Below are 20131 nucleotides of genomic sequence, written 5' to 3' on the forward strand. Positions count from 1 at the left end.
CCCGGCCGCCGCCGCGTCCCGGCCCCGGGGGGCACGCCCCGTCCGACGTAGACGGGGTCGCCTCCCCGCCGCGCGCGGATGACCTTCTGCAGCGGGTAGGCCGCCTGACGGCGCTCGCCCTCGGAAGGCGGCAGGACCGAGAAGGAGAGCGCGCTCATGCGGCGGGACGGACGGTCTTGGTCAGCCGCAGGGCGCCGGGACTCCACTGCTCCCGCCCGGTGCCCTTCGCCTCGGCCGACCAGCCGCGCGCCGCGGCGATCGCCGTGGCTCGCTCCTGGCCCGCACCGCGGAACAACCGGGCGGGGACGGTGACCGCGAGTTCGAGGCCGCCGTCCGCCGCGGTCCCGGACTTGTACGCCGCCGGACTCCCCTCGGCCCGGTCGATACGGCCGTGGATCTTCTCGGTGGCGTACGCGTCCCAGGCTGCGGCGTCCCAGGCCCACTCGATCCGCAGGCGGGGCCAGGTGAGCGCGCCGAGCCAGGGGTTGAGCCACTTCAGCGGCGGGTTGAGCCCGGCCGACGCCAGGGCGGCCAGCACCCCGAGCGCCGCCGCGAGGGCGGCCCACACCGGGAGCCAGAACCACTGCAGGACGAACTGCAGCAGCAGCCCGAGCCTGTTCCTGCGCCGGACGGCGGGACGGTCGTGTGGCAGCAGAGGTGTCGACATCACATCACCCAAACACGTCGCGCACGCTGAGCGTGCTCGGATGGCCGCCGGCGGGCTCCTGCCGGGGCAGGCCCGGCGGTCGGGTTCCCATGCTCACCTCGACGCTGTCCGCCACGGCGGCCAGGACACCGACGTAGTCGGGGAAGTCCTGGATCATCGGTGTGGTGAGCGTCAGCACGACCAGCTGGGAGACCGGGAGGCACGGAAGGTAGGCGCTCGCCTGGGCGAGGTCCAATGTAACGGAACCGCCCGTGCCGTCCCCGCCGCCGCGCGCCGTCATCTGCAGGCCGGACAGGACGAGTACCCCGGGTCCGCCCGAGGTGTTGACCTCCAGGACCTCGTTGGCCGGGTCGTCGGACAGGGCCTCGACGAGGCCGGCGACCACCGTGCGCACGTCCGCGGTGCGCTCGATCGGCTCCGCGATGACCGACAGCGTCGCCGTCGTCACCCGGTCGTCCGCCGTGCGCAGCAGGCAGAAGGCCGCCTCGAGCGTGCCGTCGTCGGCGGCCGCCTCGGCGATCCGCTTGTACCAGTACGCCACGGTCTCGCGCTGGTAGCCGGTGCCCGCGGCCCAGATGTCGGCAGCCATCGTGTCGAGGTACCGATCGCGTTCCGCGGGCGCCAACTCCAGCCCGAGGGAGTGGAACTCCTGCGGGATCCGCCACTGCACGGAGGCCGGTGCGCCCTCCTCGGCGCCGGTCCCCGTCATCGTCTCCGTCATAAATCAGGCTCCTGCCGCCGGGGGCTCGTCACTGAACAGGCCAGGGATCTTCAGGGCCGTACCACCGCCGGTGATGCCCGTCCACGAACCCCGGTACCACCACTCCTGCGGGCGCATGGGCAGGTTGTCGAGCGTGCTCGCGACCTTGCTCAGAGGCGTCCTGGCGAAGGAGAGCGCGCTGCTCTCCTTCATGATGTTCGCCAGCTTCGACGCGCCCTGGACCGGCAGCTTTCCGGTGAGGGTGAACTTCAGGCCGCCGGTGATGGCGGCGTCCGCCTTCACCGCGTTGAAGGCCTTGCCGACCTTGCCGGTCGCCCCGATGGCGAGGAACTTGCCGCCCGGGACCGCCGCGAGCGCGTCCATGCCCAGGCTCGTCCAGCTCACGTCGGCGCCGCCGAGCTTGGCGGCACCGTGCGCACCGAGCGCGCCGAGCGCCGTGACGCCGCCGGCCAGCGCGAGCGCACCGGACAGCGGTGGGCACCACATCGTCAGCAGCGACGCCACGGCCAGCACGCCGGAGACCGCGCTGAGGATGTCCCCGATCTTCTTCAGCAGATCGGCGTGCTTGACGCACCAGTTCTGGATGCTGTGCCCCAGCTTGGTGAACGCGTCCGCCAGCCCCTCGAAGAACCCGGCGTCGGGCGCCTTGTCGTTCGCCTTGCGCAGCCGGTCCGCGATGCCCCGGGCGTCGGACTGGTGGTGCTCCAGCAGCTCCTCGGCACGCTTGATGATGTCCTCGAGCTCCTGCTGCGCCCGCTCCAGCTGCTTGCCCGCGGAGTCGAGGTCCCTGCCCGCCTGGTTCAGCCGGTTCGACGCCGCGTCGATCCGCGCCTGGGCGTCGGCGAGTTCGCTCTGCGTCGCGTAGTACTGGCCGGCCAGGCGCAGCGCCGGGTCCGCGGCCGCCTGGTTGTAGGCGGACGCCGCGCGGTCGTAGGCGCCCTGCCCTGTCTTCTCCCGCTCCTTGGCCGTCTTGGCCTGCGCCTCGTACTCCCGGGCCTTCTGCTGGTAGTCCGCCAGTTTCGAGCGCCACGACGACAGCTGGAGCGAGGCCTCGCGCAGCGCGTCCCGGCTGTCGCCCACGTAGCGCGGCAGGTCGCCGACCTTCTCGGCGAAGGCGCTCGCCGCCTCGCCCTCCCAGGTCTTGCCGCCCTTGGTGATCCCGGTGAGCGTGGTGTAGGCGTTGTCCAGGCCCGTCGCGGCCCGCGACAGCTTGGAGTTGAGGTCCTCGACGCTCCCCAGCTTCCCCGGTGCCGGGTCGAAGCCTATGGAGGGGTACTCCGCCGCCGTCACCGCGCACCCGCCGTGGGCCGCTCCTGCGGGGAGGGGGACGGGGTGGGCTTCGGCGCCGCGCCCTGCGTCATGGCGTCGCGGATCGCCTGCTCGGTGGCCTCGTAGTTGCTCTTGGTGGCCCTGAGCTTCTCCTCGATCTGCGCCGTGCCGTCGGCTATCTTCCCGATGGCGTTGTCCCAGCTGTCGTGGAACTCGTCGCAGGCGTTGTCCAGCGCCTCGCTGCCGGTACTCTTCGGACCCACGTCCTTCAGCGCGCCCAGCGCCTTGCGCATGTCGTCCTGGCTGTCGTGCAACTGCTTCAGCAGCCGGTCGAGGTCCTGGACCTCGACCTTGAAGTGGTCACCCAATGTGTGTCCCCCGCGTGGACCGCCCGCCGTACCTCAGCACCAGGGGCGGTGGTTTCAGCCGACCCACCGAGGCTACCGCTCCCCATGTGAGGCTTCACCCCCGCCCGGAGGCTTCCCTCAGGATCTCTACGTCCCCTGCCGCGGGCGCGGTGCGCGGGCGCCCTGGCGGGCGAGGGGGCAGGGTGCGCCCGGGAGGCGATCCGGTATGTTCGTGTGCCATTGACATGTCCTCGCTTGGGCGGTCGCACGGCACCGGGCTCCGGAGGCTGCGCCGGCCGCGTCACGTCGGGCGTGCCGCGATCGCAGTCAACGGGGATGGGACAAAGGGATGAGCACTCCCTTCGACGGTTCACAGGGCGGCGGGGCCGCACGGATGAGGCTGAACTCCGTGCCCGCCGACCCGGGCGGCGGCGGGACGTCCGCCGGAACGGCCGAGGTCGACACGCAGCGCCTGGACGGCGCGGCCAACGCGCTGGTCGAACTGCGCGGTGACACCGAGAACGTCGACAACAAGGCCGACGAGGACACCCTCGGCGCCGTCACGGGCCTCAACAGGCACACCGCTCCGGGACCGCCCGAGGGGGGCTCGTGGGCCACCGCGGGCTCCCTGATGACGATGGACCTCCGCTGGGGCGACCAGGTCCTCAACCTCAAGCGCATGCTGCAGGACATCAGCGACAAGCTCCACACCAGCTCCGGTCACTACACCCGGGCCGAGCAGGAGGAACAGGCCCGGCAGGCCTCGATCCACACCCCCTTCGGCTGAGCGGGAACGCGGGGCCCCCGGACGACACGGAGGATCGCCCCCGGCAGGAAGACCCACCCGGACCGGACGACCGTCCCCCGACGGACGGACAGGAGCTGATGTACCCATGGTGTCCATCCCCTACCTCGACAAGGCCGACCTCGGCCCGCTGGCCGACGCCGCCGCCTCGTGGGGCGCACTGCCGGCCAAGTACGAGGCGCTGCAGCGCGAGTTCGAGCAGCGTGTGACCAACCACCTCAAGGGCCACTGGGAGGGCGACGCCGCGACCGCGGCCTTCGCCACCATGGAAAGCGCCCGCACGGAGTACGAGAACGCCGCCACCGAGGCCGACCGCGTCGCCAAGCTGCTCAAGGACGCCCACACCGAGTTCGCCGCGTACCAGAAGCAGCTCCACACCCTGCTCGACGAAGCCCGGGCCGACAGCTTCCACGTCTCCGAGGACGGCGCGATCAAGGACGTCGACTCCCGCTGGGACAGCCCGACCGCCTCCGCCGCCCCGGGCTTCGCCAGCGAGCGCAAGGGCAAGCTGGACTCGCTCTCCTCACGCCTGACGCGCGTGCTCGAACTGGCCACCGCCGCCGACGAGGCCGCGAGCGCCGCCCTGGAGCGCGACGCCAACGGCGACAGCCGGTCGTTCAACACCAGCGTCTACACCAGCCTCGACGCCGTCGAGGCCGACCAGGCGGCCGCGCTGATGACGAAGAAGGGGCGGCTGTCCGACGCCGAGCTCACCAAACTCGACCTGCTCCTCTCGGCGAACAAGAACGACCCCGAGTTCTCCCGGCAGTTCGCGGTGAGGACCGGCGGCGAGAACATGCTCGCCAAGTACAACGAGATCGTCACCCCGCCCGCGGGGACGCACCTGTCCAAGAGCGAACTCGCCCGGCTCAAGGACATCCAGGGGAACCTGGGCACCACCATCGGAACGGCCACCACCTCCGACGACCGCGCCGGCCACCGCGACCCGGCCGTCACCAAGTTCCAGGACGACCTGCTCGGGGCCGGCCGCCGCGATTTCAACGCCAACCCCACCGAGACCCCCTACGGCCTCAGCGGCTACCAGCTGACCAGCAGCCTGATGAGCCACGGGAAGTGGGACAAGGACTTCCTCCAGGCCTACGGCAACGACCTCATCACCGCCGAGACGAACGGCACCAACGGCGGCCAGAACCCGGACGCCTACTGGACCGGCAACATGACCCGTTCCCTGGGGCCGGCGAACATCGGCGCGCTCGACCCCATGACGGGCTTCATGGACGCCCTCGGTCACAACCCGGCGGCCTCCACCGAGTTCCTCTCCTCCGAGTCGGAGGTCAACGGCGAGAAGGTCGACCACCTCGACTACCTGATGAAGGACCGCCACTGGCCGGAAGGCGCGGGCTTCACCGGCGACTCGAAGAACCCCAGCGGCTACAACAACCTGGGGCACGCCCTGGAGTCGGCGACGACGGGGCACCCGTACGACACCAACCCGTCGGCGGACACCCCGGCGCACAACGAGAAGCAGGCCCGCCTCATGGAGGAGGTCGTCCACTCCGTCTCCCAGGACTCGGAGCTCGCCCACGACGGGATGCAGGACAGCCTGGGCCGGATGGCGGGCGAGTACATGCCGGACATCCACCAGTCCCTGACGAACGACCGCTCGGGGAACAGGGAGCAGTTCTATCCGATCGAGGGGACCGCGGCGAACCTGAGCGAGCAGGACACCGCCCGCTTCCTCATGACCGTCGGAAAGGACCCGGACGGCTACGCGGCGATCAACCTGGCCGAGAGCGCGTACACCTCCAACCTCATCGACTACCACCTGCAGCACCCCGAGGCGTTCGACGGGTCCACCGACACCGCGCTGCGGGAGATCGCCAGGTCGTCCGGCGAGGTCCAGGGGAGCGTCGCGATCGGCAGGCGCGAGTCGGACATCGGCGACGCCGTGGAGGCCGACAAGGCCTACAACGACGCCATGGGAAGGGCCGGCAGCTACGCGTCCGGGATCGTGGGCACCGGAATCGGTGTCGGCACGTCCTTCATCGCCACACCCGCCGTCGGCGCGGGCGTCGGCGGCGTGGCGACCACCGTCACCGGGGACCTGATCAACCAGATCGTCAGCGGAGCCGAACAGGACACCATGGGCAACGCGGTGTACTCCAGCGGCACCGACTGGGAGGACGCGAAGTACTCCACCACCGCGGTCCTCCAGGACGCCTACCGGAACTCCGCGGAGGCCCAGGGACAAGGCCACGTCGCCGACTACCAGAACATCCTGGCCAACGAGGTCGAGGTGGGCTTCCACTCCGCCGACAGCAACCTGGACGGCTACGGGCAGGACAAGAGGGGCACCGGGCAGGGCTGACCCCTGGCATACGCACGGGATCGGCCTCGGACATCGCGACACAGGGATGACGGCACATGAAGTGGGAAGACCGGACGCGGCTCCGGAAGAACGGCAGGCGTCGGCTGATCGTCTCCGCGGTGGTCCTCGCCGCACTCGGCGCGGGGTACTACGGATTCCAGCTGCAGTACCCGGCAGCGGAGGCGGGCCGGGCGTGCGGCGGGATGCTGCCGGTCGACCCGGTGCTGGACCTCACAGGGAAGTCCCGGATGAGCCTGATCGGCGGGGGCTTCGACGTCGACAGCCGGCAGTTCGACGTGTCCGACGACGTGAACGAGCCCGCGGGTCTCGCCGTGCGCTGCGACGTGGGCGGCGCCGAGATATCCATCGAGACCACGTCGGGCGCGCACAACGCCTACGGCGCCTACACGTTCCATCGTGAGGAGCAGGTTCTGCCCGTCCCCCTGGACGGGGGATGGCAGGGCTTCATGGTCACCGGAAACAGAGATGCCACCGCGTCCGTAGTCCTCGACTGCAGGAACTGGGCGCCCGAGAAGGGAGCCGGGATCCTGGTGACCGCCACGTCGCCCTCCGGTACCGAGGTCACCGACGACGTGCGCCTCGCCCTCGCCCGCACCGTGACGGCGACGGCACAGCGCGCCGCGGAGAGCACCGGGTGCGCGGCGAAGCCGGGGGACGCGGACAGGCTGACCGCCCCGGAGGCCGCCGCCACCACCGTGCCGGCCGCCGAGGCCAAGGGCACCTGCAAGGGGCTGACCTCCGCGACCGAGGTACGCGAGACACCCGCGGAGGCCGCGCCGGTGGAGGAGTGCGTGCTCGCCGGGCACCTGCAACTGACCGCCGCGTACGGCCCCTTCAACGACAACTCCCAAGCCGTCATGAACGGCGCGTACGGGGGGCACGACAAGCCTTCGGGAGTCGACGGTACGTCGGTGTGGACCTCGGCCACCTGCCCGGGAGCCCTGGGCGTCGGCTACTTCCACGCGTCGCCGGTCGACGGGAGCGACCGGCACTTCACGTCGAACCCGCTCACCGGGCCCGAGCGGGCCGATCTGCAACGCTTCGCCGAGCAGTCGGCCGCCCGTCACGGCTGCGGCGGCCCGGCGAAGCTCTCCTGACGGCCGCGGGGGTCCGTTCGCACGGCCCGCGGTTCAGCGGTCGGAGGCGTTGAACAGGGCCGGGGAATGGGCCGGTCGGGGGTCGGGGCCGCTGCGCCCCGGCTTCCCGGCGCTCCGCTGCCGGTCCGTCCCGGTCGGGGCTACACGACGTGCCGGGGTCGCGAGCCCGGCACGACGGGCCGCGCCGCCGAGCAGGTCGTCGCCCGCGAACCACACACCGCCCCAGAGCGACCTTCCCCGCCTGCAGGGTGGACGCCTGTTCCTCGCTCTCGCCCCCTCTGCGGACGCGCAGCGCCGCCGGCATCTCGCAGACGACCTCCCAGACGTCCAATCCTTCCGCCGTGTCGATCGCCCCGCTTGTTCCCTCCACAGCCAGCGTTAAGGGCAGCAAGACGTCGCCCCGCAGCTGCCGTTGGAAGGGTGGCTTTCAGGCCCCGGCTACTGGTTCGACCACTGCCCCGGGCGCTGCGGCTGCTGCTGGTACGGATTGCCGTCCTGGCCCGGATACTGCTGCTGGTACGGCGGCTGCCCGTACTGCGGCTGCCCGTTGCCGCCCCATCCCGCAGGCGTCCCGGGCCCGCCGGGGCCGCCGCCACCGTTGTTGCCCTTGTTGCGGCGCGCCAGCTTCACGATCAGCAAGACGACGAGCGCGAGCACCAGCAGACCCACCAGGCCGATCACGCTGAGCGCGATGACCTGCTTGCGGTCGGCCGCCGCCTGATCGTCGTCGCTCATGCCGCCGCCGGTGGTGTTGGGGGCGGAGGCGGAGGGGTTGTCCGTGGTGCCCTGGCCGTCACCGCTCTGCCCGGCCTGCAGCGACTCCGGGACCTTGAGGGGTCCGTAGGTGGGCCCGGCGGAGATGTCCCGGGTGAGGGCGGCAAGCGGCTGGATGAAGCCGTAGCCATAGTGCTCGTCCGGAAGGGAGACACCTTTCTCCGACGGGGGGAGACCGGCGGACTTGGTCAGGCGGTGGACGATCTGCCCCGCGGTCAGGTTCGGGAACTCGGCCCGGAGGAGGGCCGCCGCCGCGGCCACGAACGCGCTCGCGTCCGAAGTTCCGGTGCCGGAGCGATAGGCCGCGTTGTCCTTGCCGCCAGCGCTCACGATGAATGTTCCAGGGCCCGAGAGCAACAACTGGGGACCATGGTTGGACCCCTCCCAGATTTCGGTGTTGTTCTTCACCGCCCCCACCGCGATGGCCCCGGGGTGTCCCGCCGGGTAACTCACCTCGGAACCCTCGTTGCCCGAGGCCGCAACCACGACGACGTTCTTCTTGAGCGCGTAGGCGACGGCTTCCGCCTCCGCGTCGACCTTGACCGCTCCTCCGGACGAGACATTGATGACGGAGGCCCCGTGGTCAACGGCATACCGGATCGACTCGGCAAATCCGTCGTCGTGGTGTCCGTCGTCGCGAATGTCGAGGATCTTGGCATCCGGAGCGAGCCCCATGACGCCGTCGGCCCCTCCCGGCCCATGACCATGGGCCGCGATGATCGACGCCATCGCGGTGCCGTGATCGTCGCCGGCCTCAGGAGCGGTGGAGCCACCGTCGATGAAGTCCTTCCCCTCGACCACGTTGCCCTTGAGGTCGACGTGACCGGCGTTGACACCGGAGTCGATGACGGCGACGGTGACGCCCTTGCCCTTGGAGATCTTCCAGATGGATGCGGCGTCGAAGGCCTCCAGCGGCCACTGGTCTTCTCTCGTCTGGTCCGCCGAAGCGGCCGGTGCAGCGGCGAAGGCCAGCGCACCCGCGAGCACAAGGCCGCCCACTGAGCGCAGCGTCCGTGTGAAGGCCATCCTTTGTCCTCTCTCAGGCACTGTGGGGGCCACGGCTTCGCCGGCCGAGCCCCCACACTGTTCTACATGCTCCCGCGTTGCCGCTACTCGATGACCCGAGGAGCGTTGTTGCGCTCGGGCGTCCAGGTCTCCTCGTCCTCGACCAGGTAGTCGGGACGCTCGCCCTCGCGCCGCTCTTCCTCTTCCGTACGGTCGGTCTGGCCGCGCCCCATCATGCGGTTCGCGCCCCTGCCGGCGTTGCCGCCGCTGCCGGCACCCGCCGCGCCACGGCTCCTGTGCAGGCCCGAACCGCCCGGCGTACCGCGGGTGCCCGAACCGCTGCCCTTGGCGGCACCGACGACGCCGCCGCCACGTCGGGCGAGACTGCCGCCTCGCCCGGCGGCCGCGCCACCCCTGCCGCCCGCACCCGCACCCGCGCCACCGGCGCCGGGCATACCGCCGCGGCCCGCGGAGCCACCGCGACCGGCACCAGCTGCACCCGCACCACCCGCCGTGCCGCCACGTCCACCGAGACCGCCCAGAGCGCCCGGAACACCCGCGCCTGCGCCGGCCGAGCCACCGGCACCCGCGCCACCCGCTCCGCCGACTCCGCCTCCGACGCCCGCGGTCCCGCCGGCGTACCCGCCGGCGCCGGTCGCGCCTCCGGCGATGCCGTCGATCGCCGTACCCACCTGCGGCTTGGTACTGGCCACCGGCTTCTGTACACCGCCGGTGATGCCGGATTCACGGGGCGACTTCACCTCGCGCGACGGTGTGAGGGTGCCGGTGGTGCCCCCCGTCCTGCCTCGGCTGGGGTCGCCGGGTCGGGGACTGCCGACCTCGGAGGGGATCGGCATGGGTACGGGCGCGACGCCGCCCGGGTCTCCCGGGTAGTCGTCCCTCTCGTCGTAACGCTTGGGCATCGGCTTCTTCGTCCACGACCCCATCGTCATGGACTGCGCGTTGTAGCCCGCGCCGAGCTGCTCCATCTTCACAGCCATCTCGAGCTGTGCTTCCTTGCCCGCCGACAGCGAGCCGCGGTTCTTGTCGAGCGCGGACTGCGTGCCCATCCCGTTGCCGAGGTCGGAGTGAAGCTGCGCGTCGCTGCGGTCGAACCCGTCGCCGAGGGCATCTCCGAAGCTGGACATGGTGCCCGGCTTCTCCATCGCGTCGACCTGCGGCTTGATCGTCTTCAGTACCGATGCCGCGTTGGTCATCGCCTGCGACGTGTACCGCGCGTATGTCGAGCAGTCGCTGATCATCTTGGTGATGACCTTCGCCTGGGCCTTGAAGCCCTCGGCGGCCGCACCGTCCCAGTGCTGGGTGATGTGCTCGACCGCCGCGTCGAACACCGACTTGGCACTGCCCGAACCCACGACCAGCTGATCGTGCACCTGCATCCAGCCCTTGGCGCAGGACTCGACCTCGGCATGGTCGGCGTTGGCGAGCATGCCCTTCATCTGGTCCATGTTCTTACTGCCGGCGAAGTCGGTGGTGTGCTCACCGGCGTAGCACTGGGTCGGGGCGTTGTACTCGTAGTACGTCCCCTCGTTGTCAGTCATGGTGCGTTACCCCCTTGGCGACCGGCACGACGTTCCTCACTGCCCTCACTGCTGCGGTCCCGTCCACGCCCGTGGTCCCGCTCACTGACCGGATCCGGACATGCCGCCCTGCGCGTCGTATTCGGCGTCCGAATAGTGGCCGTGGACCTTCTTCGTCTTGCCGCCGAAATCGTTCATGACATCGTGGATGTAGGTGACGACCGCCTCGATGTGCGTCTTCATGTCCTCGTGCGCACGCGTCAGCTTCTCGGCCTCGTCGAATCCGGCGCCGAGCGCACCGGGAGGGAGGTAAGTGTCGTTCTTGGCAGAGACGTTGGCCACGCCCAGTTGGCTGATGACGCCGTTGAGCTTGGTGATCGTGTCCTCAAGCTCACTCAGATCGACCTTGTACTGGTCACTCATCGTGTCGCTTCCCCGTTCCTACTCATGTGGTGATCCCTCGCTTGCGACGCCAGTCGCCCAGCACCACGCCGCCACCCACCAGCAGCGCGACACCGCCGGCGGCGCCGCCGACCGTGTAGACGGCGTAGCGCTCGGTGCGTTCCTGGGGGCTCTCGCCAAGGATGACGGTCGCCGCCTCGATCTTCTCGTGGGCCCCGGCGTTGACCACGGGGTCCGGCGTCGGGGCGTCCTTCGGGGTGGTGGCGTCGTCGTTGACGGCGGCCACGGGGTCGATGACGCCCCAGCCGACGAAGTCGTCGCGGCCCGGCTTGCCGCGGTCCGCGGTCTGCTCGATCTGGGTGATGACCTGGCGGTACGTCCAGTCGGGGTGCTTGGCCCGGATGAGGGCGGCGACGCCGGCGACGTACGGCGCGGAGAAGCTGGTGCCCTGGTCGATGCAGTGACCGCCGAAGGGGACGGTGGAGACCATGTCCACGCCGGGGGCGGCGACGCCCACGAAGGGGCCGGGCTGCGAGAAGTTGGCGCGGGCGTTGTCGCGGTCGGAGGCGCCGACCGCGAGGACGCCGTCGTAGGAGGCGGGGTAGGTCAGCTTGACCTCGCCGCTCGCGCCGTCGTTGCCGGCGGAGGCGACGATCAGGGCGTCGCGGTCCTTGGCGTACTCGACGGCCTGCTCCAGCGCCGAGTCGGGCGGCATCGCCGTGGCGGTGTCCTGCGAGATGTTGATGACCTTGGCACCCTCGTCCGCAGCGTGCTTGATCGCCTCGACCATGGTCCTGACCGTACCGCCGCCCTGGTTGTCGTTCTGGCGGATGGCGAGGATCGACGCGCGCGGGGCGATGCCGACGAAGCCGGTGTCCTTGGCGGGCCGGGCGGCGATGATGCCGGCGACCTTGGTGCCGTGGCCGACCGGGTCCTTGGTGCCGTCGCCCTTCTTGCCGTCGATCAGGTCCTTGCCGCCGCCGAACTTGATGGCGGTGGCGAGCTGCCTGTTGCTCTTGTCGACGCCCGTGTCGATGACGGCGACGACCACCCCGAGACCCTGGGTGTCCTTCCACAACTGGTCGAGGACGATGCGCTGCAGGGACCAGGGCCTGCCCTTGATCACGTCGGACGGGAACGAGCACTGGGTGTCGTCGATCTGGAAGCGCTCGGTGTCGCCGTCGTCGGCGAGGGCCGTGCGTACGTCACCGACGGCCGATGCATGGGCGACACCGGTGGCCGGCAGGCCGAAGGCGGCGAGCGCCGCTGCTGCGGCGATTGCGGCGGAGCGCCTCACGGCGTGCGATCCCACTGGTGTTCCGTCCTCCCGTTGTGTGCGGTTCGTGGTCAAACCGCCGACGAGGGCGAGCACGTACGTCTTCCGTACACGCCCGCCCTCATCACGTACTACGCGGCCAGGCGCGCAGTCAGCCCCAGATCTGCCGGTTCTTGTTCTCGGTGGCCTGGTAGTTCTGCGCGGCCGTGTCGAGGGCACGGGCGATGGCCTCCAGCGTCTGGTGCATGGACGCGGCGCGCTGGTCCCACTCGGTCTGCTTGGCGCGGTAGGCCTCCTGCGCGGAGCCCTCCCACGTCGTCGCGATCTTCTTCACGCCGGCCTCGAGGTCGTCCAGCTGGCGCTTGATGTTGTTGGCCGTCGTCCGCACGTCGGTCGCGGCCTGGGAGATGGTCTGGAAATTGACCAGGATCTGCCCGGACATGTGATGTCTCCTCAGATGTTGGATTCGGACGCGTGATCCGGCCGGCGCGGCGTCAGGTCACCGCGCGCGGACGGTCATCCGAACGGGTTGCCACCCTGCGCCGAGATGCCCTGGATGGACGCGCGCTGCTCCTCTTCCGAGGCGGAGTAGTTCTTGGTGCTCGCGTCCACGGCTTCCTTGATGTCGCCCAGGATCTGGTTGATCTTGTTGGCGTCCTGGTTCACCTGCGACTGCAGGTTGTTGTACGCCGTGGCGGCGGAGCCCTTCCACCCGGAGGTGATCGTGTCGATCACGGTCTGGAGGCGGCGGATCTCGCCCTGGATCGAGGAGTTGACCGTGGAGATGCGGTTGCTGAACGCAACCATCTCCTCCTCGGTCATGGTGAACTGCTGTCCAGCCATGTGTCGCGTCCCCCATGAGACGTAGAAGATCGGATTCGACGTACACCGGAAGATGTCGCCGCTCTTCAACTCTAGCCAATAGCAGTGACAAGGCGAACAGATACCCGGTTCCGTATCGGGATCCTGACCTTCATCACCAAACCCTCACGGTGCCACGGGTGTTGGTGGCTTGGCCAATGGATTGTCCAATACTCAATCAATACCCGTGAACGTCCGCGGAAATGCCAGTTCAGGAGCCCTGAGCCTGCTTCGCCGCGTTCACGTCGAGCGTCGGCCCGCTCGCGAGAAGGTCCGACCAGATCCGCGGTACCGGCACCGGGGAGTTCTTCGCGTAGCCGAGCTTGGTCTGCACGACGCCGACCTCGTCGTCCTGCTTCGCGGCGCCGCCGCTGTCGCTGTCGCCGGTCGTCGGCACCGAGTAGCGCAGGCCGGTGTCGGTGACCAGGAAGATGGACCCGATGCGCTTGTCGGTACCGTCGTACGCCTTGTAGAAGGTACCGCTACCTGGCGAGACGTAGGTGTTCGTACCGCTCTGCGCCACGTCCCGGGGGAACTTCTTCCCTGCCCACATGGTCATCGCCGGCATCTTGGTGAGCTTGTCGTCGACACCGCTGTACACGCTGCAGGCGACCCTGCGGCCGTCCTTCTCGTCCTGGGTGTTGGCCTGCGTGACCGCCTTCTCGGGCCAGCCGAGCTCGTCCATGAAGGTCTCGCTCGCCCGGGCCGAGGTGACTTCGCCCACGTTGACGGAGACCGCCTCCGGCGACCCGTCGTACAGGGACCTCGCCTGAGTGCTGTTCAGCAGCAGCTTCGCCATGAAGTCGGTGACGCGGACGACCCGGTCCCGCTGCACCACGTACTGGTCGTTGTTGGCCTTCAGCACCAGGCCGACCTTGGCGTGCTCGGGGCTCAGGCCCGGGGCGGTGGACGCCTCACCCATGCCGTCGACCGTCGGGAAGGAGATGCCCGCGCCCGGCACGTTGTTGAGGGTCGACAGGAAGTCGGCATCGACCTTCTGGGGCTGGGCGGAGGCACCGAAGATGACCTGGCGCAGGGTGTTGACCAAGTCCGGCTGCTGCTTCCAGCCGGGGCCGCCGAGCAGGTAGGTGAAGCCCCGGTCCGTCACCAGGTACTGGGCGCCGCCCGGCACCTCGATGTACATGGCCTCGTCGTCGCGGAGCCGGTTCCCGCCCCCGACGAGGGCCGCCTCCTTGGGCTTCTGCTGGTTGACGACGAGGACCGCCCGCTGCGCCGAACGGTCCGTGCCGCCACCCGGGGTCTCGCACAGCGCCCACGTCTTGGGCCTGCCCGCGTCGGCCTGGCCGGGCAGCCGGTCCGGGGCGTAGGGGATGCCGATGGTGGTGCCCAGCGTCATTCCGCTGTTGTCGAGCACCGACTCCTTGACCTTGATGACCTCGAACTTCTCGGGGTCGAGCAGCAGTCGGGCCGAGGCGAGGTTGAGGACGGGATGCAGCTGGGCCTCGCCGTTGGTCTTCAGCACGACGTAACGCGTGGTGGACTCGTCGCCGACGATGACCTTCTGGGCGGGGGTGTCCCAGCCCTTGGGCGCGGCCGGCTTCAATATGCCCCAGAATCCGAAGCCCACGACGACCAGCAGGCCCACGACGAGGCTCGGGGCGACGGTCTTCAGCGGACGCGGCGCGGCCTCCTCCGAACCGTGCGGGGAGGGCTGGAGGAACGCGGCCACCGTGCGCCTGCGCGCGAACGAGTAGGCGTTCAGCTCATCCCGACGTGTCGCCATCCCTGCGTCAACTCCCCGTATGTCGCTGCTTGTCGTGGCGCTCCCCGGACCCGTCCGTCCGCTGCGGTGACGGCTGCGGCGAGGGGGACCCCTACTATGCCGTGTGACGATCGCACCGTACGGTACGGGGTAGCGCGATCGGCCCGCCAGCGGCACCCCGAGCGTCCCGCGCCGGCCGGGCGAGCGGACGCGAGCGAGCGCCGGCCGGCGCGGGACGCCGCCCGCGCGGCACAGGTACCGGCAGTAGCAGAAGGGTTGTACGGGGGATGACCACCGCGACCAGTTCCCGGCGCAGTCCGGGCGACGAGCCATCGCAGCAGCACACCGGACCACCCGCGGACGCCCCGGGCGGCGCCCCCGCGGCGCGGGCGGGGGCCGCGGCGCCGGTGATGACCCGCAGGCCCGGGAGCATAGGCCCGGTGCGGGTGCAGCAGCTCGTACTGATCGAGCTGGCACTCGCACTGCTGCTGGGCGGCTGGCTGATCCACGAGGTGGTCGGGCCGGTCGTGGCCGCGGTCATCGCCGTGCCGCTCCTGCTGTTCGGCCTGCTGCGCCGGCGCGGCCGCCCGATGCCGGAGTGGATGTCCGCCGCCCGGGCGCTGAAGGCCCGTCAGCGACGCAACGCCGTCGGCGTCCCGCAGGGGACCGACCCCGGTTTTGTGCCGGCCGTGGAGTGCGATCCGGCGCTGCGCACCTACGGGTACACCGACGAGCGCGAGCAGCGCGAGATCGGCATGGTCGGCGACGGCACCTTCCTGACCGCGGTCGTCCAGGTGCAGGCGGTCGACGAGCCGCTGCGTCCGGCCCGCGGCGTCCGCTCGCTCCCCCTGGACCTGCTGAACGGCCTGCTGACGGTGGACGACATCCGGCTCGCGTCGGTGCAGGTCGTCCAGCACACCCAGCCCGCTCCCGCCCCGCACCTGCCCCCGCAGGCGGTGGCCGCGCGCTCCTACGCGCCGCTGCAGGCGCAGAACCGGACGCCGGGGCTGCGGCTCACCTGGATCGCGATCAAGCTCGACCCCGAACTGTGCCCGGAGGCGGTCCAGGCGCGGGGCGGCGGCATGGCCGGGGCGCGGCGCGCCCTGCTGCGGGCCGCCGACCACCTGGTGAGCCGGCTGGTGGGCACCGGCCTCGAGGCCCGTGTGCTGTCCGAGCCCGAGATCGTCGCCGCCGTGGCGACGTCGAGTTGTGTGAACCCGCTCGCCACGACGGGCGGCGCCGCCCTCGACGGCAGCCGCCAGGCGCGCCGCACCTCGGAGAGCGCGCGGGCGTGGCGGTGCGACGACCGCTGGCACTCCACCTACTGGGTCGGCCGCTGGCCGCAGTTGGGCTCCGGCGCCACCGCGCTGCCCGACCTGGTCGGCCTGCTGACCTCCTCCCCCGCGCTGGCCAGCACCTTCTCGCTGGTCCTGTCACCAGGTGGCGGCCGGGCCGCGCTGTTGTCGGGGTACGTACGGCTGACCGGCCGCAGTGAGAACGAACTGGTCGAGGCGCGACGTCAGTTGGAGGACAACGCGCACGCGTCCCGGCTGAGCCTGGTGCGGCTGGACCGCGAGCAGATACCCGGCATCCTCGCCACGCTGCCCCTGGGAGGTACCCGCTGATGTCGGCTCCGACCGTTCCCGCCTTCGGCGGACAGCGCCCCGGTACGGGCTCCGGCTTCCCCGCCGGCGCCGAACCGCGCCCCTCGCACCTGCCGCAGGGATCCGACCCGCGCGGCTCCTCGCTCGCCGGTGCCGGACGGCGCACGCTGCGTGCCGCGTTCGGGCTGCTCGGACCGCGCCGCGACCGGCACACCCTGTCTGCCGGGCAACTCGCCGGGCTGTCCCTGCCGATCGGTGACGACGGTGTCGTCATCGGGATCGACGCCGCCGGCGGGCCCGCCGTGCTGGCGCTGAGCCGCCCGGCCCGGCTCGACGTGGTGCTGGTCGGCAGCATGTGGCTGGCGCAGGTGCTGGCGCTGCGCGCGGCCGCGACGGGCGCACGGGTCGCGGTGGAGACCGCCCGTCCCCAGTCGTGGGCGCCGATGGCGCAGGCGGCGGGCGGCGGCCAGCAGTGCGTGACGGTGCACGAGGTGGGGCGGATCGCCCCGCAGGGCCCCTCGGTGCACAGCCCCGTGGTCATCGTCCGTGACTGCGGCGCCCGTCCGCCGCGCAGCCGGGTGGCGGCGCAGTCCTGGCAGTCGGTCATGACGCTGCTGCCGTACCTCGGGCCGTCGGCCCCACGGTTGCTCGCCGGCGCCGACGTGGTCGGGCTGCAGCGGGTCTCGCCCCAGGAGGCCGAGGTCATCGGCCAGATCATGGGGCTCTCGGAGGCCGACGTGACCGCGTTGCCGACGCTCGGCGACAACGTGACGATGTGGTGCACGCGCAAGCACCGGCAGTTCGTCATGACGCAGCCCACCGACGCGGAGTCCGGCCTGCTCGGCCCGGCCCGGCGCGTGGACTGATCCCGGGGCGACCCGTCGGGGCGTTCGGGACGCTCTCGTGCCGCGGCGGTTTCCGGGCCGCGGCACGGGGCATGGGGCACAGGGGTCCCTGGATCCGCAGCGGTCGCGTCAACTCGCCGACAGCTCTGCCCCCGTGCGGGGCAAATGGGGCATGACGACGGCGTGCCCGCCGTGATGCCTGCGGCGCTTGCCCTACCCGCGGGCCGGGTGATTAGGCTCTTCCGGAGTTCCCGCGGCCGTGCCGTGGAACTCGGAGACGGGGGAATCGCGTCCGCTCCGACGACCGGGCGCGTACATCAGTTGACCAGGAGGCACAGTGAGCAGCGATCAGGACGACATCCGCACGGGCGGGGCCGTCCCGGACGGGGATCAGTCCGACGCGGACCTCACGGGCGAGTTCCAGATCGACTACGCGCCGCCGTCCTGGTACACGCAGCAAGCGGGAGGGGGCACGCCGCCTCCCCCGGCCCCGGGCCCCGCGGTGAGCCCGCCGCCGCCCGTCGCTCCCCCGGTCGCCGCTCCGGTGAACCCGCCCGTCGGTCCCCCGGTCGGTCCGCCGGTGGCGCCTGCGGTGTCGGCCGCGGCCGAGGCGGCGTCGCCGCAGGAACCGCAGCGCCCCCAGCAGCCGCCCGCACCAACGCCGGCGCCGGTGGCCCCCGACACCGCCCGCGAGGCCGCCGCGGCGGCGGTCTTCGCCGATCCCGGGCCCGCACCGGTCGCGGCCGAGGCGACGCCCACTCCCGCGGAGCCGGACCCCGCGCCGCCCCGACCCGAGCGGACGCCCGAGGCGGAGGCCGCGGCCGCCCCTGAGCAGCAGTCCGAGCCGCAGGCCCAGCCCCAGCCGCCCGTCACCCCGGCGCCGCCCGCCCCGGCGCCGCAGTCCCAGGTGCCGCCGCTGCCGCCGGAGTACCAGCCGGCCACCCCGCAGGAGGCGCCGCAGCAGGGGTACGGCTATCCGCAGCCGCCGCACCAGGGCGCACCCTGGGGCGACCCCAGCACGCCCGCACCACAGCAGCCGTACGGTTACGGCTACCCCCAGACGGCCCCGCCGCCGCACGGTTACGGCTACCCGCAGCCGCCGCACCAGGGCGCGCCCTGGGGCGACCCCAACGCGCAGCAGCCTCCCCAGCCGCAGCCCCAACCGCCGTACCCGCAGCAGGGATACGGCTACCCGCAGCCCGGACCCGGCCCGCACGCCGAGCCGCAACCCCCGCAGCCCCAGCCGCCCATGCCGCCGTACGGGCAGCCGGGCCCGCACCAGCCCCCGGCTCCCGCGCCCGGCCCCGGCCCGTACGCGCAGCAGGGGCAGCAGCCGATGCCGCCCTACGCCGACGGCGCGAACCCCCCGGCGCCGCCGCACGGTTACGGCTACCCGCAGCCCGGGCCCGGCCCGTACGCCCAGCCCCAGCCACCCCAGCCCCAGCCCCAGCCCCAGCCGCCGGTGCAGCCCCAACCCCAGCCCCACAACCAGCAGCCGGTCCCGCCCCACCAACAGCAGCAGCCCACCCCGCCCGTGGACCCGCGCACGGCCGCCGGCTGGGGCGGCCCCGGCCCGGAGCAGCAGCAGCGCGTCATGCACGGCGCCCCGCTCGGCTACAACGCGGCCGTGGAGCTGTCCTCGGACCGACTGCTGCGCCAGCAGCCGAAGGCGCGCAAGAACAACAACCAGCCGTCGCGCTTCAAGATCGGCGCCAAGAAGGAGGAGCAGGAGCGCCAGCGCAAGCTGGAGCTGATCCGCACCCCGGTGCTCTCCTGCTACCGGATCGCGGTGATCAGCCTCAAGGGCGGCGTCGGCAAGACGACGACCACCACCGCCCTGGGGGCCACGCTCGCGTCCGAGCGCCAGGACAAGATCCTGGCCATCGACGCCAACCCGGACGCCGGCACCCTCGGCCGCCGCGTGCGCAGGGAGACCGGCGCGACGATCCGCGACCTGGTCCAGGCGCTCCCGCAGCTGAACAGCTACATGGACATCCGGCGGTTCACCTCGCAGGCGCCCTCCGGTCTGGAGATCATCGCCAACGACGTGGACCCGGCCGTCTCCACCACCTTCAATGACGAGGACTACCGCCGTGCGGTGGCCCTGCTCGGGCAGCAGTACCCGATCATCCTCACCGACTCCGGCACCGGTCTGCTCTACAGCGCCATGCGCGGCGTGCTCGACCTGGCCGACCAGCTGATCATCGTCTCCACTCCGTCGGTGGACGGTGCCAGCAGCGCCAGCACGACCCTCGACTGGCTCGGTGCGCACGGCTACGCCGACCTCGTGCAGCGCAGCCTCACGGTGATCTCGGGGGTTCGCGAGACCGGCAAGATGATCAAGGTGGACGACATCGTCGCGCACTTCGAGACCCGCTGCCGCGGCGTGCTCGTCGTGCCCTTCGACGAGCACCTCGCCGCGGGCGCCGAGGTCGACCTCGACATGATGCGGCCGAAGACCCGGGAGGCGTACTTCCACCTGGCGTCGCTGGTCGCCGAGGACTTCGTCCGCGCCCAGCAGGCGCAGGGCGTCTACCCGCCCCAGCAGCAGATGCCGCAGCAGCAGGGCGGCTACCCGCAACAGCAGGGGCAGCAGCCCTACCCGCCCCAGCAGCCGATGCCCCCGCAGCAGGGCGGCTATCCGCCGCAGCAGCCGCCGTACGGGCAGCCGGCGCCGCCGCCTCCGCCGCCGCAGGGCTGGACCCAGCAGCCGCCCCCGCCCCCGCAGGAGGCGCAGCCCGGGCAGCAGCCCCCGGCGCCGGGGCAGGTCCCGCCCGGCTGGACCCAGCAGCAGTGACGCAAAGGGCCCGTCCCGCCATCGTGGCGGGACGGGCCCTCTCGCCC

General features: G+C 71.5%; 17 protein-coding genes. 6 read left to right on the plus strand and 11 right to left on the minus strand.

Going from position 1 to position 20131, the window contains the following annotated elements; translation table 11 throughout:
- Positions 1-154: 154 nt before the first annotated feature.
- The 4 genes from OIE69_RS13125 to OIE69_RS13140 are packed head-to-tail and all read right to left on the minus strand — an operon-like array spanning position 155 to position 3025.
- Positions 155-667 (minus strand): hypothetical protein, encoded by a 513-nt coding sequence (locus OIE69_RS13125; protein WP_326572164.1) that lies wholly within the window; start codon positions 665-667, stop codon positions 155-157.
- A gap of 4 nt (positions 668-671) precedes the next feature.
- Complete coding sequence (locus OIE69_RS13130; RefSeq protein WP_326572165.1) at positions 672-1388, minus strand: hypothetical protein; 717 nt, start codon at positions 1386-1388, stop codon at positions 672-674.
- A 3-nt stretch (positions 1389-1391) separates the two neighbouring features.
- The gene (locus OIE69_RS13135) at positions 1392-2678 is read right to left on the minus strand and encodes a putative T7SS-secreted protein (protein WP_326572166.1); all 1287 of its coding nucleotides are present in this window, start codon (positions 2676-2678) and stop codon (positions 1392-1394) included.
- Positions 2675-3025 (minus strand): Sec-independent protein translocase family protein, encoded by a 351-nt coding sequence (locus OIE69_RS13140; protein ID WP_326572167.1) that lies wholly within the window; start codon positions 3023-3025, stop codon positions 2675-2677. Before OIE69_RS13140 ends, OIE69_RS13135 begins: the two co-directional genes overlap by 4 nt.
- Before the next feature lie 328 nt (positions 3026-3353).
- Between OIE69_RS13140 and OIE69_RS13145 the strand changes: the two genes are divergently transcribed.
- The 3 genes from OIE69_RS13145 to OIE69_RS13155 all read left to right on the plus strand — a co-directional run bounded on the left by OIE69_RS13145 (position 3354) and on the right by OIE69_RS13155 (position 7256).
- Entirely contained in the window at positions 3354-3791 is a 438-nt protein-coding gene (locus OIE69_RS13145) for a hypothetical protein (RefSeq protein WP_326572168.1), read from the plus strand.
- A 106-nt stretch (positions 3792-3897) separates the two neighbouring features.
- Positions 3898-6138 carry a WXG100 family type VII secretion target gene (locus tag OIE69_RS13150; RefSeq protein WP_326572169.1) on the plus strand — a complete coding sequence of 747 codons (2241 nt, stop codon included), beginning with the start codon at positions 3898-3900 and terminating at the stop codon, positions 6136-6138.
- A gap of 56 nt (positions 6139-6194) precedes the next feature.
- Positions 6195-7256 carry a hypothetical protein gene (locus OIE69_RS13155; RefSeq protein ID WP_326572170.1) on the plus strand — a complete coding sequence of 354 codons (1062 nt, stop codon included), beginning with the start codon at positions 6195-6197 and terminating at the stop codon, positions 7254-7256.
- Between the two features lie 438 nt (positions 7257-7694).
- Here the strand turns inward: OIE69_RS13155 and OIE69_RS13160 are convergent, their stop codons facing one another.
- From OIE69_RS13160 to eccB, 7 genes are all read right to left on the minus strand, one after another.
- Entirely contained in the window at positions 7695-9056 is a 1362-nt protein-coding gene (locus tag OIE69_RS13160) for a S8 family serine peptidase (protein WP_326572171.1), read from the minus strand.
- A gap of 83 nt (positions 9057-9139) precedes the next feature.
- Positions 9140-10597 (minus strand): hypothetical protein, encoded by a 1458-nt coding sequence (locus OIE69_RS13165; RefSeq protein ID WP_326572172.1) that lies wholly within the window; start codon positions 10595-10597, stop codon positions 9140-9142.
- Positions 10598-10678: 81 nt separating this feature from the next.
- Positions 10679-10999, minus strand: coding sequence for a hypothetical protein (locus tag OIE69_RS13170; RefSeq protein WP_326572173.1), 321 nt, complete (start codon positions 10997-10999; stop codon positions 10679-10681).
- Positions 11000-11021: 22 nt separating this feature from the next.
- Positions 11022-12275: a type VII secretion-associated serine protease mycosin gene (gene mycP, locus OIE69_RS13175; protein WP_326572174.1), complete on the minus strand. Its 1254-nt coding sequence runs from the start codon at positions 12273-12275 to the stop codon at positions 11022-11024.
- 130 nt (positions 12276-12405) lie between these two features.
- Positions 12406-12696: a WXG100 family type VII secretion target gene (locus OIE69_RS13180; protein WP_018562629.1), complete on the minus strand. Its 291-nt coding sequence runs from the start codon at positions 12694-12696 to the stop codon at positions 12406-12408.
- 74 nt (positions 12697-12770) lie between these two features.
- Positions 12771-13097, minus strand: a complete 327-nt coding sequence (locus tag OIE69_RS13185) for a WXG100 family type VII secretion target (protein ID WP_026251651.1) — start codon at positions 13095-13097, stop codon at positions 12771-12773.
- Between the two features lie 229 nt (positions 13098-13326).
- The gene (eccB, locus tag OIE69_RS13190) at positions 13327-14859 is read right to left on the minus strand and encodes a type VII secretion protein EccB (protein WP_326572175.1); all 1533 of its coding nucleotides are present in this window, start codon (positions 14857-14859) and stop codon (positions 13327-13329) included.
- A gap of 266 nt (positions 14860-15125) precedes the next feature.
- Here eccB and eccE point away from each other — a divergent pair, with 266 nt between their 5' ends.
- The 3 genes from eccE (at position 15126) to OIE69_RS13205 (ending at position 20084) form a co-directional block, all read left to right on the plus strand.
- Positions 15126-16463 carry a type VII secretion protein EccE gene (gene eccE / locus OIE69_RS13195; protein WP_326572176.1) on the plus strand — a complete coding sequence of 446 codons (1338 nt, stop codon included), beginning with the start codon at positions 15126-15128 and terminating at the stop codon, positions 16461-16463.
- Positions 16463-17308, plus strand: a complete 846-nt coding sequence (locus OIE69_RS13200; RefSeq protein WP_326572177.1) for a hypothetical protein — start codon at positions 16463-16465, stop codon at positions 17306-17308. The genes eccE and OIE69_RS13200 overlap by 1 nt, the downstream gene beginning before the upstream one ends.
- Positions 17309-17624: 316 nt before the next feature.
- Complete coding sequence (locus OIE69_RS13205; RefSeq protein WP_326572178.1) at positions 17625-20084, plus strand: SCO5717 family growth-regulating ATPase; 2460 nt, start codon at positions 17625-17627, stop codon at positions 20082-20084.
- Positions 20085-20131 lie beyond the last annotated feature (47 nt).

It is taken from the genome of Actinacidiphila glaucinigra (assembly GCF_035918135.1).
GTDB lineage: Bacteria > Actinomycetota > Actinomycetes > Streptomycetales > Streptomycetaceae > Actinacidiphila > Actinacidiphila glaucinigra.

Bases quoted from the DNA above. Each gene is read 5' to 3' on its own strand.
- OIE69_RS13155 (WP_326572170.1), top strand. From the start codon at position 6,195: ATGAAGTGGGAAGACCGGACGCGGCTCCGGAAGAACGGCAGGCGTCGG.
- OIE69_RS13165 (WP_326572172.1), bottom strand. From the start codon at position 10,597: ATGACTGACAACGAGGGGACGTACTACGAGTACAACGCCCCGACCCAG.
- eccE (WP_326572176.1), top strand. From the start codon at position 15,126: ATGACCACCGCGACCAGTTCCCGGCGCAGTCCGGGCGACGAGCCATCG.
- eccB (WP_326572175.1), bottom strand. From the start codon at position 14,859: ATGGCGACACGTCGGGATGAGCTGAACGCCTACTCGTTCGCGCGCAGG.
- OIE69_RS13145 (WP_326572168.1), top strand. From the start codon at position 3,354: ATGAGCACTCCCTTCGACGGTTCACAGGGCGGCGGGGCCGCACGGATG.
- OIE69_RS13125 (WP_326572164.1), bottom strand. From the start codon at position 667: ATGTCGACACCTCTGCTGCCACACGACCGTCCCGCCGTCCGGCGCAGG.
- OIE69_RS13170 (WP_326572173.1), bottom strand. From the start codon at position 10,999: ATGAGTGACCAGTACAAGGTCGATCTGAGTGAGCTTGAGGACACGATC.
- OIE69_RS13150 (WP_326572169.1), top strand. From the start codon at position 3,898: ATGGTGTCCATCCCCTACCTCGACAAGGCCGACCTCGGCCCGCTGGCC.
- OIE69_RS13200 (WP_326572177.1), top strand. From the start codon at position 16,463: ATGTCGGCTCCGACCGTTCCCGCCTTCGGCGGACAGCGCCCCGGTACG.
- OIE69_RS13180 (WP_018562629.1), bottom strand. From the start codon at position 12,696: ATGTCCGGGCAGATCCTGGTCAATTTCCAGACCATCTCCCAGGCCGCG.
- OIE69_RS13160 (WP_326572171.1), bottom strand. From the start codon at position 9,056: ATGGCCTTCACACGGACGCTGCGCTCAGTGGGCGGCCTTGTGCTCGCG.
- OIE69_RS13130 (WP_326572165.1), bottom strand. From the start codon at position 1,388: ATGACGGAGACGATGACGGGGACCGGCGCCGAGGAGGGCGCACCGGCC.
- OIE69_RS13185 (WP_026251651.1), bottom strand. From the start codon at position 13,097: ATGGCTGGACAGCAGTTCACCATGACCGAGGAGGAGATGGTTGCGTTC.